The 15,661-nt window shown below is 55.6% G+C and carries 13 protein-coding genes; all 13 read right to left on the bottom strand.

The features are described from left to right. Positions 1–118: 118 nt before the first annotated feature. Positions 119–1,213 carry a Gfo/Idh/MocA family protein gene (locus tag AC0YOB_RS22910; RefSeq protein WP_210038142.1) on the bottom strand — a complete coding sequence of 365 codons (1,095 nt, stop codon included), beginning with the start codon at positions 1,211–1,213 and terminating at the stop codon, positions 119–121. 119 nt (positions 1,214–1,332) lie between these two features. After that, positions 1,333–1,959, bottom strand: a complete 627-nt coding sequence (locus AC0YOB_RS22915) for a ThuA domain-containing protein (RefSeq protein ID WP_475794724.1) — start codon at positions 1,957–1,959, stop codon at positions 1,333–1,335. 33 nt (positions 1,960–1,992) lie between these two features. Then, on the bottom strand, positions 1,993–3,156 hold the full coding sequence (locus AC0YOB_RS22920) for a Gfo/Idh/MocA family protein (RefSeq protein ID WP_475794725.1): 1,164 nt from the start codon (positions 3,154–3,156) through the stop codon (positions 1,993–1,995). Positions 3,157–3,265: 109 nt separating this feature from the next. Continuing rightward, entirely contained in the window at positions 3,266–4,306 is a 1,041-nt protein-coding gene (locus AC0YOB_RS22925) for a LacI family DNA-binding transcriptional regulator (protein ID WP_475794763.1), read from the bottom strand. 317 nt (positions 4,307–4,623) lie between these two features. Then, on the bottom strand, positions 4,624–5,418 hold the full coding sequence (locus AC0YOB_RS22930; RefSeq protein WP_475794726.1) for an aldo/keto reductase: 795 nt from the start codon (positions 5,416–5,418) through the stop codon (positions 4,624–4,626). 31 nt (positions 5,419–5,449) lie between these two features. Next, on the bottom strand, positions 5,450–6,160 hold the full coding sequence (locus AC0YOB_RS22935) for a cyclase family protein (protein WP_475794727.1): 711 nt from the start codon (positions 6,158–6,160) through the stop codon (positions 5,450–5,452). A gap of 176 nt (positions 6,161–6,336) precedes the next feature. Next, positions 6,337–8,475, bottom strand: coding sequence for a hypothetical protein (locus AC0YOB_RS22940; protein WP_475794728.1), 2,139 nt, complete (start codon positions 8,473–8,475; stop codon positions 6,337–6,339). Positions 8,476–8,547: 72 nt separating this feature from the next. Next, positions 8,548–9,417 carry an aldo/keto reductase gene (locus tag AC0YOB_RS22945; RefSeq protein ID WP_475794729.1) on the bottom strand — a complete coding sequence of 290 codons (870 nt, stop codon included), beginning with the start codon at positions 9,415–9,417 and terminating at the stop codon, positions 8,548–8,550. A 17-nt stretch (positions 9,418–9,434) separates the two neighbouring features. Beyond that, positions 9,435–10,418, bottom strand: coding sequence for an amidohydrolase family protein (locus AC0YOB_RS22950; RefSeq protein WP_475794730.1), 984 nt, complete (start codon positions 10,416–10,418; stop codon positions 9,435–9,437). Positions 10,419–10,478: 60 nt separating this feature from the next. Then, a complete protein-coding gene (pdxA, locus tag AC0YOB_RS22955) occupies positions 10,479–11,477 on the bottom strand; it encodes a 4-hydroxythreonine-4-phosphate dehydrogenase PdxA (RefSeq protein ID WP_475794731.1) in 999 nt (332 codons plus the stop codon). After that, positions 11,474–12,805, bottom strand: coding sequence for a four-carbon acid sugar kinase family protein (locus AC0YOB_RS22960; protein ID WP_475794732.1), 1,332 nt, complete (start codon positions 12,803–12,805; stop codon positions 11,474–11,476). The genes pdxA and AC0YOB_RS22960 overlap by 4 nt, the downstream gene beginning before the upstream one ends. A 410-nt stretch (positions 12,806–13,215) precedes the next feature. Next, entirely contained in the window at positions 13,216–14,472 is a 1,257-nt protein-coding gene (locus AC0YOB_RS22965) for a nickel pincer cofactor-dependent isomerase, group 22 (RefSeq protein ID WP_475794733.1), read from the bottom strand. 122 nt (positions 14,473–14,594) lie between these two features. Further along, the gene (locus AC0YOB_RS22970) at positions 14,595–15,608 is read right to left on the bottom strand and encodes a HoxN/HupN/NixA family nickel/cobalt transporter (protein ID WP_475768447.1); all 1,014 of its coding nucleotides are present in this window, start codon (positions 15,606–15,608) and stop codon (positions 14,595–14,597) included. Positions 15,609–15,661 lie beyond the last annotated feature (53 nt).

The raw sequence follows: 15,661 nt of genomic DNA on the forward strand, positions 1-15,661 counted from the left end.
GGCGCGCCCGGATATACATAACGAACCGCCATAGCGCCAATTCTTTTTCCATATCCTATGCTCCTGAGTCATATAAAAAAACCAGCTTGCCGGGAAGGCAAGCTGATTGATTGTTTGCTTATTTGGATTGGGTTTCAAGCGCCGGCATCGGCTGAGGACGCTCGCAGGTGCTCTCCATGTTGTAGTGCTTGCCGTCACGCGAAGCATCATGGAACCCATGCATAGCCTCAAGCACATGATAGGCAAGCTCCCCGTTCGCACGATGCGGTCCGCCTTCATTGATGGCCCGGGCCATATCGGCAACGCCGATTCCCCTGTTGTTGTCGGTGTAGCCGTGAGTCAGCGCAATCTCTTCCCATTCGCCGCCCGCTTTCCTCAGCTTCACTTTGCCGCCGAAACCGTTCGGGTCCGGCACCAGCAGGGTCCCTGCGCTGCCGTGTATTTCAATGTTCGGCAGCGATGTTCCTCCCTTGGCGTCAAAGCTGGTAATCAGCGTTCCGACCGCGCCGCTTTCAAAATCCAGCACACCCGCGATATGCGTCGGCGTCTCGACCTTGATCTTCTGACCGCGTTTCTTCTCGCTTGTGATGGTGCGCTCCGGATAAGAAATAACGGCAGAGCCCGTTACGCGTCTGATCGGTCCCAGCAAATTGACAAAAGCGGTCAAATAATACGGTCCCATATCAAACATCGGACCGCCGCCGACCTCATAATAAAACTCCGGATCCGGATGCCAGCTCTCATGTCCGCCGCCAATCATGAACCCGCTAACCGCGATCGGCGTTCCGATAGCGCCGTCATCAATCAGCTTGCGGCAGGTTTGAATGCCCCCGCCCAGGAACGTTTCCGGCGCGCTGGCAACGCGCAGCCCCTTCTCCTTCGCCAGCTTGAGCACCTGCTGCCCTTCTTCGCGGGTTACAGCCAGGGGCTTCTCTACGTAAACATGCTTGCCGGACTCCAATGCCTGAAGACATACCGATGCATGCGCTTTGGGAATCGTCAGATTCACGACAATTTCAATCTCCGGATCGGCCATCAGCTGATCGACGGTATAGGCTTTATCCAGATTAAATTCCTGCGCGCGCTGCTCGGCACGGGATAGATCCAGATCAGCCGCAGCGACAAGCTCGAGCTCTGGATATTTTTGCAAATTGGTGAAATAAATTTTGCTGATATTACCGCAGCCGACAATACCGACTTTAACCCGCTTCATAATAGGGAACCCTCCTAAGGTTATGACAATGAATACATGCCGTGAAGCCGCGGCGGCCTGCTCCGTGCAGAACGCCGCAGGTATATAATGAAGAGACGGCTGACCCCGTTAGACATTAACTAACCGCGCGCAGCCCACAAGAAGCCGCGGCGCATGAGCTCAAGCACCTGCGGGATTTCCACAATATTGGCCTGATGTCCCAATGTGTTATGGAATACGCGGCCCTCACCCCAGGTCTTGCTCCAGACAACCGGCATCTTGACATCGCCGAAAGAGGTTGTCGCATGAACCCGGACGGCAGGGTCGATATGCATATAATATTTCTCCGAAGAAACTTCAAAATCGCCGATTCCCTGCGTAAGCGAATCCTCGGCATCCACCATGTTCACCTCATACAGCACCCCGTCATTGCCCGGGTGAGCCACCCATTGGCCGCCGACCATGTACTGGTATTCCACCTCATTGCGGAAGGAGTCCGACATCCCGCCATGACAGCCGGCAATACCGCAGCCCGCTTGAACGGTATCCAGCAGCGGACGCAGCTGCTCCTTCTCAATCGTCCCCATGGTCCACACGGGAACAATCAGATCCAGCTGCGCCATTAGTTCGGCATCCTTATAGGCGTCAAGCGTATCGGACACGGTTACCTCGAAGTTCTCCTTGCGCAGCAAATCGGCGAAAATAGCCGCGACTTCCTTTGGCTGATGGCCATCCCATCCACCCCATACGATCAATGCCTTTCTCATTACAACACACCTTTCTTCATCTCGCTTTGGTTTCTAGCGCAGCTCGGAAATCGCGACCCAGCGGCGTTCCTCAATTGATTTGTCTACGGCCTCCAGTACTGCCTGGCACGCTACCCCGTCATGGAAATTCGGAACCGGCTGACGGTCTTCCGACAGAGCCAGCATGAACTCATGCAGCTCATGCGTGAAGGTATGCTCGTATCCGATCGTGTGGCCCGGCGGCCACCAGGCTTCGCTGTACGCATGCGCCGGATCGGTTGCCAGCACACGGCGGAAGCCCTGAACATCTGCGGCATCATCCGTGAAATAAACCTGAAGCTCGTTGACCCGCTCGAAATCGAACTTGATGCTGCCCTTGCTGCCGTTGATTTCAAAGGAATTCGTACAGCGGTGTCCTGGAGCAAAACGCGTCGCTTCAATGCTGCCAAGCGCCCCGTTATCGAATCGTGACAGGAACAGCGTGGCATCATCGACGGTAACAGGACCGCGCGGAGCATCCTTGTCGCCTTTGGCGCTGAGTCCGGTCATGGCGGACGGAAGCGGACGCTCTTTAATGAAAGTTTCGTTCATGCCGATCACTTCCTGAAATTCACCTACCAGGAAGCGGGCCATATCGATCACATGCGCGCCAAGATCGCCAAGCGAGCCGGAGCCGGCAATTTCCTTCTGCAGACGCCAGACAAGAGGGAAGTCCGGGTCCACGATAAAATCCTGCAGAAACATGCCGCGGAAATGATAAATCTTGCCGATCCGCCCTTCCGCGATCAGCTTCTTCGCAAGCTGGACCGCAGGCGCAAACCGATAGTTGAAGCCAACCAGATGCTTGATTCCCGCTTTCTCCGCAGCTTCCAGCATTTCCACAGAATCAGCCAGGTTAAGCGCCAACGGCTTTTCGCAGAAGATATGCTTGCCCGCGGCCGCTGCAGCAAGCGCGATCTCCTTATGGGCGTCGCTTGGGGCGTTAATATCGATCAGATCAATATCGTCGCGGGCGATCAGATTGCGCCAATCGGTCTCGGACGATTCCCAGCCGAACTGGGCTCGTGCCTGCTCCAGCCCTTCCGGATCGCGGCCGCAGATCGCCTTCATCTCCGGCTTCGGCACATTCGGGAAGAACATCGGCAGGGCCCGGTAAGCGTTGCTGTGGGCTTTGCCCATAAATTTATAACCAATCATACCGACACGAATATTACTCATACATTGTGCCCTCCTCATTCAATTGGATATCATAAGTCAAGCTCATTCCATACATCCGGATTCCGCCGCAGATAGAAAGTGGCGGGTTCCGGATTAAGAATCAAACACGTTAGGTCGGAGTCCTGGATGATGCCCTTACCACGAGCCGTACGGGCAATTTGACATGAATAGCCTCCTGCCGGTCCTGATCATTGCTATCCGCCGTTATAATACCCAGCAGTTGGGAAGCAGCCTCGCACCCGATCTGATAAAAAGGGACCATAATGGAGGACAGCGGCGGATCTGTCAATCTTGCGCCTTCGGAGTCATCGCAGCCGATAATGGCGGCATCCACGCCGGCGCGCATTCCGCGCTCCTTCAAGCCTTGCAGCAGACCGATCGCCATCCGGTCATTGGCGGCGATAACCGCGTCCGCGAGACCTGCGCCTATCATGGCGGCAACGGCTTCCGCATGCTGATAGCCGCTTGTCCGGCTGTAATTGCCGGTCAGCACCATCGCGGGATCGAAGGGCAGTCCGGCTTCTTCCAGCGCCTGCTTATAGCCGTCCAAACGATCCAAGCTGTTGGAGTACACACCCGGTCCGTTCAGGAACAGGATTCGTCTGCAGCCCTGTCCGATGAGAGTTCTCGCAGCTTCATGGCTGCCCATGCGCTGGTCGGCGTCAATCGTATTATAGGCTTCGCCGTCGAACCGCTGATTCACCAGGCAAAAAGGATAATTCCCCTCCTGCAGCTCTGCTAATGCCGCACGCTCGCCCGGTACATCCTGTGCGCCAAGAATAATACAGCCGTCCACCTTTTGGGTGCGGAACAAATTCGCGTAATCCCTGGACTCATCCGGTTTTCGGAACAAGAGCAGCAGATCGTAGCCGCGTTCCTTGGCCGTTACGCCGATCCCGCTCAGAATTTCCGAGAAATAATAGGTCGAGAACAGATTGACCTTGGGCAGCAGCGGCAGTATGACACCCAGATTGCCGCTTTTGCTGCGTGCAAACCGCTGCGCCAGCGCACTGGGAACATAATTCAGCTGCCTGGCCGCAGCCAGCACCCGCTCTCTCGTCTCCTCCTTAACCGGTCCGACCCCATTAAGCACCCGCGAAACGGTAGCTTCCGACACACCCGCAAGCCTAGCGACCTCTCTTCTGCGAATAAGTCCTTCCTCCCAATTCTGCTTGGGTTTAATCCGCGATTAAACCTCACTTCATTGTGTCTTGTCAGATGGAAAACCCACGCAGTGTACACGCGTACATTTTCTCATGTAAGCGCCTCCGTGTCAATCCTAAATAAGGCGTCCGCTCCCGGAAGTTTCATGTCTTCTCGAGGCTCCTGGTAAGCATGGCAGGAAGAAACGGCTCCGCCGTCCTTTGCAGCAGAGTTATGACCTCAATTAAGAAGCGGAAATCCGGCACTGCGCCTGATTCCGCTTCTCATGTTTATCTTTGAACCCGGTCTGATGCGTCCGGGATTTCATTTGAACCGGTTCACCCAGCCCACAAGCTTCTCCTGCTCACTGATGCTCAACTGGCCCTGCTTCAATATTTGCAGGTTGCCCCTCACATATTCCGGTTTGCGCATGGAAACGATCACTTTATCGACAAGCGGGCTTTGCGCGACCCAGCGCAGCAGAATGCCTGGCGCATCCTCTTTCTCCCCGATCTCCTCCAGCTTCCAGCCGCGTATGAAGGGAGATAAGGCAAGCACCTCCATACCCGCAGTCCTGGCCAGCTTGAAGACTTCCTCCGCGCCCAGGTTAAACGCGTTATAAGGCGCAAGCACACACGATACGGGATGCTTGTCCGGCAGCCCCTTCAGATCCTCCGCACGAGCCATGCCCAGCGCCACGCGTTTGATCTTCCCCGCGGACAGCCATTCCTGCGCCAGCTCCAGCTCCTGCCCGAACCTGCTTTTATCGTTGTGCACATGAATCACAAGCGTATCGATCCGGTTGGTTCCAAGCTCCTCCAGCATGATATCGATATGCTCCGCCTCATAAGGCGTCGGCCCCGGAAGCTCATCTGATTCAACTGCGGGCTTGAAGAAATTCCAGGCCATAATATGCGCCTCATCCCGCCGGCCCAGCTGCTCCAGAACTCTGCCCAGCGCCACGCGCTCCTGATAATAGGTCGTATCGATAACCGCGATGCCGTTATCCAGACAAGCAGCGACGATAGCGCACTGCTCCTCGAAGGAAGCAAGCGGGTCGCTTCCTAGCGCTTCGATAAACGAGTGGCCTCCAAGACCCATTCCAAAACTCCGGTTCATCGGTCATCGTCCTCTCGACTATCTGTATTTTCTATACAAAAGCAAGCGCGCGCATCGGCGCGCCGGAACCTTGCTTTACCTTAAGCGGCGCTGCCATAACATAGGATTCACCAAGAATCTGATCCAGCCGGGTCAGATTCTCGATAATGTTCACCCCATTGCCCAGCAGCACATAATGGGCAGGCGATTGACCGGCGCTGCTGCCATCGATGGCAATAGCGTCACAGCCGACAACTTTAATGTCCCGCGCCACCAGAAGCTCGGCCGCTTCTTTATTAATACCCGGCCAGGCAAGGCTGAAATCAAGACTTTTGGTCCGGGGAATCCAATAACGGTCCCAGCCGAAGCGGAAGAATACAATATCGCCAGGCAGAATCGGCTGATTATCCCGCTCCCACTGCTCAATTTCCTCTGCTGTTACTTCATCCTCGGCTGTGTAATGGGAGAAATCCAGCGTCAACGCGCGGCCGTAAAACTTGGCGACCGGCGTTTCATCCATATACAGGTGGGCAGGGTGCCCTTCCTTAATAAAATGCGCAGTCGCATCCATATGCGTTCCGCAATGCTCGCTCATCATCAGCTGATAGGCAAGGGCGATGCTTCCCGTTTCGAAAGAATCCAGAAGCGTGTGATAGTAACGGGAATGCGACTGAACGACAGGCATATTTTCCTCCAGCGTGTGGGACAGATCCACGACCTTCATCGTGGACAGCAGCTCCGCCAGCTGACTGACTTTAGACATATTGATCCCCTCCTTGTAAATATTGTGCATGGAACAGATTTGCGGAATTGAGAACGGGACCTTGCGGCTTCTCTTCAAGCTTCTCATGACGCCATGCAGCAGGCAAGGCTTCTGATGCGGGAAAAAAGCCTCTCGAATCATGTTCATTTCTCCGCCGCTTGACAGGATGGATGAATTCACGCCTCGCCAACTTTGATATAAAGTCCGGAGTACTCATAGATTTTTGGAATTGCGATTCGCAGCAAGATGCTGCCGTCATCCCGGGTATCGGAGGAGATAAGCTGAACCGGCGCATCCTCGTGCAGACTGCGGAATTCTTGAACCCGCGAGCCCGCAAGCGTCAGCGAGACTTCTATATCCGTTACGGGAATCGTCTCCAGAATGGGGCGCCTTGGCAGCGATGTTGTGTTCACCGCATGCAAAATGTAGGCATCCCCGTCTGAGCCGCTGCAATTCAGGCTGAAATGGACGCTGGATGGCGCAGTCGTGCTGACTTTATACTGGCTGCCGAGCAAATAATCCACGCTGCCCGCCAGCAGCCCGGCAAAATCGGCATGGCCGTGCAGCCAGATATTCCGGTCTACGCCATACGGGAAGAACACCGATTCGCCAAGTCCATAACGATTCAATAGAAGCGTCGGATATTCGGTATCGTAGCTTCTCAGCCAGGAGCGCTCAGGCGGTTGAGGGAAAATTTGCGGCACATAGGTTGCGATGGACTCTGCGGTATCCGCCGTTCTGCGGACCAGACGCTGCGGCCCCCAGCTTGCCAGCAGCTCCGTATCCTCGAACCCTCGGGCCAGGGGATGACGCTCTCTTATCTTCTGGTAGCCGGACGTCGAATTATCCTTGACGATCCCCGTGAACGAGCAGCCAAATACATCGCCAAGCGCGTAATCATGGCGTTCGGTTCCATCTTCGCGGAGCAGCGAGGTGCGGTCGGTCGAAATTAGCTTGCCTCCAGCCTTCACAAAGCTGCGGATCGTCTCTATCTCCCTGTCGGACAGACAAGCCGCATTGGCGAGAATCAGTACGCGGGTTTGAGCCAGCGTCTCCAGGTTCAGCCTGTCATCCGTCAGCAGCCGGTATTGAATCCGGCGGTCGGTAAGCACCTGCTCCAGCCCGATCAGATGCGTCATATAAGCGTCCTTGGAACGGTCATGGTTACCCAGCGCCGCATTGGATGCCCGTGAATAGAGAACCGTTACTTCAGGGTCCGTATTCTGAATGGTCAGAACATCCTCATGGCGTTCCATATAGTCATAAATATCCGCGGGAAGCATGGCGTTGCGGCGGTCATAGGTCGATCCGGGATGCGCTCCGTTGAAGATCACATTCCAGAACGAACCGCCGGCGCTGATGGCTTCCCACATCCACAGCCTCGTCTCCTGCTTCGGAGAAGAGATGTAGCGCAAATTGTTGTTGGTGCCCAGATGGCCGAACAGCATAACCGGCGTCTTGTCCGGCGACAGGCTCTTTAGAAATTTAATCAGCGTGGATGGACCGTTAAGTGGTTCATAATCGGCAGTGAACAACGGCGTGACCAGGAAATCAAAATGCTCCCTGATGGCGTACAGATCATGGCTGCTGCCCTTGAACTGGTCATGATACAAGCCGAATATCTCCGCTGCAAAAGCTTTGTCCTCTCCATATTTCTTCACAACGGCGCGGCAGTCGCGCAAATGCTCCTCGACGCAGGCCGCTTTCCAGATACGGTACTCGTCGTAATGCGGATCGAAGAAATCATCCCCGCGCGGCAGCTCTTTGCGGATTTCGCTGCGGTAGCGGTCCGAGCAGCTTTTGCAGTAACAGATGCCCCACTGGTTATAGGAATTTTCCCATACCCCGTCGATATCGTAATTCTGAAACAGGTAATCTATAAAGGCATAGGCATGCTCATTGCGGTATTTGCTCTGATAGCAGGGTTGAAAAATAGCCGAATGCAGCGGATTGTCGCGGATAAGCGGCTCGCCCTGCGCATTGACGCTGAACCAGTCGGGACGCAGCTCATAAATCCTTTTGTCCACGCCGCGAAAATCAACCCGGACAACCACTTTGATGCCTTTTGCATGACAGGCATCCGTGAGGTCCTTCAGAATATCCTCGCCTTGCATAAAGGGATTGGGATTGGCGGTGACCAGATTATGCCGGAAGAAGTCGACAATCCCGCCGCCGTTAATAATAATGCAGTTGGAGTGAATGCTCTCCAAATACGCCACCACCGATTGGGCGTCATAATCGACGATATCGGGCTCGCGAAGCACGGTCTGCAGAATGCGCAGCTGCTTCTGGTACCAGAAGGTATTATCCGTCATGGGTCATTTCCTTTCCTTAGTAACCATAGTAGCCTGTATATGCAACGTCCCGTTCAACTTTTTAACCGCATCCTATACGTAGCGGCTGTGCAGCTCATCGAGGCTGATCCGGCCTTCGAAATCATTGCAGATGCTCACATTGCTGCGTACAATCTCCGCATCGCGCATGCCCATCAGGGCCACGTCCACATAAGGGTTGGACAGCACGAACTGGATCAGCGCTGGCGTATAGTCGAAGGTATTGCCGGGGTTCACCATTTGAATCCAGCGCTGGAAGGTGCCCGAGGTCGGGGTGCGCATCGTCAGAATGCCCATCCCGGCCTTCTCCGCTTCCAGCAGGCTGCCGAAGGGTCGGCTAGGCTCATAGGGATGCTGGAAAATAAAATTGTAGCAGAGCTGTACCGTATCAAACGCGCCGCTGCGGATCAGACGGTACACCGCGTCATTATTATCTTCGCTTGTGAAGCCGATATGGCCGACAAGCCCTTCTTCCTTTAACCGAAGCATCTGCTCGGCCATGCCGCCGCTGCTGAGGATATCGTCGGTCTGCTCCGGCTTGAAGGAGTCGCCGTGGATTTGCAGCAAATCAATCCGGTCCCGGCGCAGCCGCTTCAAGCTGGCCTCAAGCGAGGCGCGCAGCTCCCCGCGCTGACTGTAGGCGATCTTGGTAGAGAGGAACAGCGGATAAGAGCCGCTCGCCTTGACTCCTTCAAGGGCCTCGCCCAGTATCGCTTCGCTTTGACCATCACCATAGGCAGGCGCTGTATCGTAATAATTGATGCCCGAAGCAAGCGACTCTTCGATGGAAGCGATGATGCGGCCACGGTCTTCGGCATTTTCCGGGTCAAAGGCATGCAAATAATTTTTCAGTCCCGCCGCCGCCCCGCCATAGCCGACGCGGCTGACGGTTGCTCCTGTTTTGCCAAGTTTCGTGTACTCCATATCAGCTGGCTGCCTCCTTACATATCGCTTTTCCAGGTCTTCAGCAAATAATCCGACATGCTTGCGCCCTGGCTGAACGCAGGTGAATTCATATAAGCCGCCAGAAGCCGTTCGTAATCGTCAACAGGCAGCTCAAGCCCCTTCGGAAAGAAGGTCACATTGCGGTTCCTGCGGAACTGCTCCTCTACCCATCCCGGAATTTCGATCGCCCGGGATGCCGGAGGCTCGCCGGAGAAAAACTGCTCATTCGCATTAGTACCGGCGATCAGGCGGAACTGCTCCTCGCTGCATGTGTCCATAAATCCGCGGAACAGCTCAAGCGCCGCTTCCGCGCGCTCATTGCGCCAGAAGAGGACAGGATACTCGCTGCCCCACATGAGATGCTCCGCTCCGCAATGCTCCAGCACATAGTTGATCCACGCTTTATATTCGCCATGCGGGGGAATAGAACCGCACATCCCCAGGTTCCGTACCAGAATACCGTAGAAACGCGGATGACCCATCAGCTCGGTGATGAAACCTCCTGCACGCTCTGCATCATTTGCCTGAAAGCCGGCGTACATGAAGTGCGGCGCAGCCAGCCGCGCATCCGGATAACGGGCCAGCCATTCCAGATAAAGCTTCGCTATCCGCTGGTCGCGGCAGGCGTCGATTCCGTAAGCCCACCGTCCCCGTTCCCCGACGATATCCAGCACCTCCGGGTCTTCCATCGCTTCGCGGTATTCGAACCGGATCGCCATCGCGCCGGCATCCAGCTGGAGCCGGGTAATCTCCTGACGCTGCGCTTTCGTTTCCCCGAAAGGGATGCCGACACACCGCAGACGATCGGCATGCTCCGCGTTTGCCCGTGCCAGCGACTGAAGGTCCGGCACAAGCGGACCCAGCACCGTGACCGCGCGCTCTACCTCATGAACGTCCATATAGTGAAGCAGCTGCTCAACCGAACCGAAACGAGGCAGTCCGAAATGAGAGTATGCATCTGTCGCATGCCATTTCATCATCTATTCCCCCCATCAGACGTGATTCCATCTACTATGAAATTGTTTTATGGAATAATAGCTCTAGCGTTTCTTCGGGGCAAGCTCTGCGGCATAGCGGATCGCCGCGATCATGCTGCGTTCGTCGGCCTTGTTCGTGCCCGCGATATCGAAGGCCGTTCCATGATCGACCGATGTGCGGATCACGCCGCCCTTGAGTCCGACCGTAATATTGACCCCGGCCTCGATTCCGAGCACCTTGATCGGCGCATGCCCCTGGTCGTGGTAGCAAGCCACCACCATCTGAAAATCGCCGCGGGCCGCCCGGTAGAACAGCGTGTCCGCCGGATAAGGACCGGATACCTGAATACCCTCTTCAAGCGCACGCTTGATGCCGGGAATCAGCTTCTCTTCCTCTTCGCCGTATCCGAACAATCCGTTCTCCCCGGCATGCGGATTAATGCCGCACACCGCGATTGTCGGATTAGGGAAGCCCGCCTGCTCCAATGTGTCGTGTGCCAGTTTGATTACGCGGTAGGTCCGCTCCGGATTGATACTTGCGATCGCATCGATAAGTCCGAGATGCGTTGTCAGATGGATAACTTTCAGATTTGGCGTGGCCAGCATCATGGAGTAATCCTCGGTTTCCGTCAAATGAGCCAGAATCTCCGTGTGCCCCGGAAACCGGTGGCCGCCCATATGGAGCGCCTCTTTATTGAGCGGAGCCGTGCAGATGGCATCGATTTCCCCAGCCTGCGCCAGTTCCACCGCCTTGGCGATAAAACGGTATGCGGCATCGCCCGCGCTTGCCGACAGAATGCCGAAGGGCAGATCATCCGGCAGCACATTCAGATCGATGCAATCGATGCTCCCCTTGTCATATAACGCCTCGCTCACGTATTGGATGCGTCTGATCGTTATGGGCGACCCTGTTACCCGAACGGCCCGCTCAAGAATTCCGGCATCCCCGATAACAACTGACCGGCACAGGTCAAACACCTCTTGGGTTGCCAGTGCTTTTACAATTACCTCCGGGCCCACACCCGCCGCATCGCCCATCGTAATACCAATAATCGGCTTCATATCCGACTCGCCTCCTTAATTCGTTTCATTGCCTCCAGCAGTACTGCCTTCGTACCAAATCCGCCCGCTTTGGTCACTGCCGTCCATTGCTTGTCCCTGCAGATCAGACGCCCCAACGGAACGCCCGTCTCCACTTCGCCCAGCAGGTCGAATCGTTTCGCCCCGATCAGCGAGCAGATATGTCCCGCGGTATCGCCGCCGGTCATGACAAGCCCGGCCGGCTCACATTCTGGCAGCGCTTCCACCAATACTTCCGCAAGCCCCTGGGCAATGACTGCCCCCACCTCTGTGGGATGCAGTCCCTGCCGCTCTCCCATCGCTTTCGCGCGAACGATATCTTCTTCACTGGCGGAGCAGTACAATACGGTGTCCTTCCCGCTCGACAGGGAAGCTCCAACTTCAACCGCCGCACGGTGAATCTCCTGATTGCAGGCGTCGCCGCCGCCAACAAGCAAATCGGATTGAACGGCCACACCGTTCACTCCCGCTTCCAGCATATAGGTCAGTTGTCCTCTGGAGATGCCGCTGACACTGCCGATAACGGCAAGCGCCGGCTGTGTCCCCATTCCGGAGGTTGGGCCTTGTCCGGTCCCCGGTTTCTGTGACTTCAATCCGGCCCCGCCGCCCCATGCCCGATCCGCAGCTTGCAGCGCCAGGCTGCGGGCAAGCCCTGCCGAGCCTGCCCAGACGATGCGCAGACCGCTGCCTGCCATCGACCTTGCTACATGATTCAGATCCTCATCATATAGGGCATCGAACAGAAGGTACGGAACCGCGGCCTTCCGCAGCAAGTCCAGCCGTACGGCCAGCGCAGGCTGATCCATCAGCTCATCGCGGGTGATGAGCGCGCAAGCCCGCTGGCTTTGCATCCCCACCAGTCTTGGAATATAGGATTCCGTCACCGGCGTCACCGGATCATGGGCCGCTTCTGTATTATGAACAAGCGTCCCGCTCCGGTATTGGTACCCGTTCTCGGTTGTCCGGCCATTGCCGGGGTATGCCGGCGCAAGCACGATAAAATCCGGCTTGAACGCATCGTACACTGCATCAAGCTCGGCTCCGATATTTCCCCGAAGCGTCGAATCGAGCTTCTTATATACGATTCCGGCGGTTAGCCGGCTCACATAATCGGCAGCATTCCTCACCTTGGCATAGGCTGTTTGGGGCGAATCCGCACGGCTGTCCGTATTGAGCACAACCGCATCAAGACTGCCCAGGGCTTCCCCGTCAAGCCGGAACAGCACCGACGTGCTGTAGCCGCTCGCAGCCAGCTGCACGCCGCTGTCGTTAGCACCTGTAAGATCATCAGCGATCATAGCAAATTCCATAGCTTCTCCTTTCGTAATCAAAGAGGATCACTTGCCCTCAGCCCGGTTGGCTTGCAGGCTCAAAAAAGTCGGCTGCGCATACTGTTAAATTCGAGGAACAAAGCTCCGCAAGCGCAATGCTAATTCGAGACACTTTGCTCGCAAGCGCAATGCTGCTAGTTCGAGACACTTTGCTCGCAAGCGCAATGCTGCTAATTCGAGGCACTTTGCTCGCAAGCGCATGCTGCTAATTCGAGACACTTTGCTCGCAAGCGCAATGCTGCTAATTCGAGGCACTTTGCTCGCAAGCGCAATGCTGCTAATTCGAGGCACATTGCTCGCAACCAGAAGCTTACAAGGCATCTTTCCACAGGCAGCTTGTAGCTTTACCATTCTGTTTCCGCCTGCTTCACCGGACTATCACCGGCCTGTTAGAATGACGGTAAATTCCCGTACTCGTCGAACCGGAATTCCTCCCACCCGCCTTCGGTCTCGATGTTCGGCGAAGCTTGAATTTCCTCATAAACGGACTCCGATACATAGACATGCTCGACGTGAAGCGTGCTTACGATGCGGGCAATTCTCGCCCGCTCCTCCGGTACGTTCCAATTGGCCCGCAGCGCCGCCGCCAGCGCCTCCCGGTCATTGTCCAGGGTGATCGGTACCGATGCCCGGGAGAGAAACGTGCTGGTAATAACATTCTCATTCATTATCTTCCGGTCGATTTTATCAACCAGACGGGTCGTGGTCAGATCTGCAAGTCCGATACCAAGCGCATTGCCGTGGGATTCCTCGCTCAGATCGCCTGCGATGACGTATTTGATCCGGGGCGATACCGGCTCCGCTTCTCCCTGAATCCGCATTCGGCCGATGATATTCGTATCCATCCCGGTGCCGCTGTGGTTTTTGCCGATTTCGTCGACAATGAGAATATCCAGTTCATCCGTCGGAAGCTTCGGATACATGGCCGCAGAAGCAAGCAGCAGCGCTTGCTCGCGTTCATTGATCCTATCCGGTTCTATGGCTTCCAGGATGGATGTCTGCTCGATGGCATTTTCCACAATCCCGAGGCCGAACACAATCCGGCCCGATTCAATCACAACCTTGCCAACTTCGGGCATAATATCCCGGATGCCGGGTACTCCGTAGGAGTGAAGCAGCAGCGCCTGCTTATGCTTGCCCAGCCCGATCGCCGCCATTTTCGTCAGGCCGCTCTCAATACCGACAGGCGACTTGAAATCGGTATGCAGCTTGATGCGTGCGACCAATATGACGCCATCCGCCTCAGAAGCATGACGGTCCATGTAGACGGCGGTTCCGCCTTGCGTCTGCCCGATTTCTACCACATCCATGGAGCTGATCACAGGCGCCCCGCACTTCTCCTCGGTAACGCCCAGACTTTCCAGCACCTCAATCTGTCCTTCTGCGGTCGCTCCTCCATGGCTGCCCATAGCCGGCACAATAAAAGGATGAGCCCCGTATGACTTGATTTCAGCTGCGACTGCTGCAATGATCCGGGATATATTCGCAATTCCCCTGCTGCCAGCCGTAATCGCAATCCGCTGACCCGGTTGAATTCGCCCGGCAATTTCCGGTTTCCTGATCTCCGCGGCAACTGTCGCCTCTATATTTTCGACCGCTGGTGCATGAAAATGCTGACGGATTTTTATCATTTTCGGCAAGGCCATATGCACAACGCCTCCTCATGAAATAAGTATAATTCAGCCCCTCATCCCAATCATCATAATAAAGGACGGATTCATCACTAAAATCCGCCCAATGCTTTGCAGGTAGTCCAGAGAACTCAATATCAGCTTTCAACATTTTTAATGATTGGATTCGATCTCCGGCGAAGCACCGATACCAGCCACGCTCCAAACAGGAGGGCCGCCAGGCCGTAACCCATGTAATCGAAATTCAGGCGGTTCACCCAACTGAAGAGCGGATTTTCCTGCGCCATCTCTCCGGAAAACGTCTGCAGCAATTCTACTGCTCCGATGATAAGAGCAGCAGCTACCGAGACTGCGGTGATCGTCGTATTGTAATACAGCTTTCGCATCGGCGTGATGAGCGCCCAGTTGTAGGCTCTCGTCATAAATACGCCGTCTGCCGTATCCAGCAGGCTCATGCCTGCAGCGAACAGCAGGGGCAGCGAAAGCAAGCCCCATACAGGTGCGGCGTTCTGCACGGCTGAAGCAGACAGCGCAAGCAGCCCAATCTCCGTAGCGGTATCGAAGCCCAGACCGAACAGGAACCCGAGCGGGTACAAATGCCAGCTGCGGCTTACCAGCTTTAATGCAGGCTTGGCCAGCCGGGCGATCAGTCCCCGCGATTCAAGCAGCTGCTCTAGCTTGGCCGGATCCGTCCTGACATGGCGGCCTTTGCGTATGATGGCAACCAGCTTCACCAGAACCACCAGATTGATAAGCCCCACGATCAGCAAAAAGATCCCCGATACGCTCATTCCGATCACACCGCCGACCCGCTGCATATCCGGCATGAAGCCCTGCGCCCACTGGAGCGATATGCATAAAGCGACAACCATCAGAAAAACAACCGAAGAATGGCCAAGGGAAAAATAAAATCCTGTCCCCAGCGCATTCCGCTTCTCCTGCACCAGCTTCCGTACCGAATTGTCGATAGCCGCGATATGATCAGCATCAAAAGCATGGCGGAGACCAAGTGTATACGCCAACAAGCCCATGCTCCAGAAAGCGGGAAGATCATGCACAACCGTGAGCAGCCCTGCAAGACCGGCAATATGAAGGACCGCGATAATAATGGCGTAGTGGATCCATGAGCCTTTTTTTACCTTTTCAGACATGGTCGGTCTTTCCTCTTTTCCTCTTCGAAATGCGGGCCTGCCTCCCTTGGGGA

The organism is Paenibacillus sp. JT31N17, from assembly GCF_056269255.1.

Coding starts and splice junctions, on each gene's coding strand:
- AC0YOB_RS22945 (WP_475794729.1), bottom strand. CDS start 9,417: ATGGAGTACACGAAACTTGGCAAAACAGGAGCAACCGTCAGCCGCGTC.
- AC0YOB_RS22970 (WP_475768447.1), bottom strand. CDS start 15,608: ATGTCTGAAAAGGTAAAAAAAGGCTCATGGATCCACTACGCCATTATT.
- AC0YOB_RS22910 (WP_210038142.1), bottom strand. CDS start 1,213: ATGAAGCGGGTTAAAGTCGGTATTGTCGGCTGCGGTAATATCAGCAAA.
- AC0YOB_RS22950 (WP_475794730.1), bottom strand. CDS start 10,418: ATGATGAAATGGCATGCGACAGATGCATACTCTCATTTCGGACTGCCT.
- pdxA (WP_475794731.1), bottom strand. CDS start 11,477: ATGAAGCCGATTATTGGTATTACGATGGGCGATGCGGCGGGTGTGGGC.
- AC0YOB_RS22935 (WP_475794727.1), bottom strand. CDS start 6,160: ATGTCTAAAGTCAGTCAGCTGGCGGAGCTGCTGTCCACGATGAAGGTC.
- AC0YOB_RS22930 (WP_475794726.1), bottom strand. CDS start 5,418: ATGAACCGGAGTTTTGGAATGGGTCTTGGAGGCCACTCGTTTATCGAA.
- AC0YOB_RS22920 (WP_475794725.1), bottom strand. CDS start 3,156: ATGAGTAATATTCGTGTCGGTATGATTGGTTATAAATTTATGGGCAAA.
- AC0YOB_RS22965 (WP_475794733.1), bottom strand. CDS start 14,472: ATGGCCTTGCCGAAAATGATAAAAATCCGTCAGCATTTTCATGCACCA.
- AC0YOB_RS22960 (WP_475794732.1), bottom strand. CDS start 12,805: ATGGAATTTGCTATGATCGCTGATGATCTTACAGGTGCTAACGACAGC.
- AC0YOB_RS22915 (WP_475794724.1), bottom strand. CDS start 1,959: ATGAGAAAGGCATTGATCGTATGGGGTGGATGGGATGGCCATCAGCCA.
- AC0YOB_RS22940 (WP_475794728.1), bottom strand. CDS start 8,475: ATGACGGATAATACCTTCTGGTACCAGAAGCAGCTGCGCATTCTGCAG.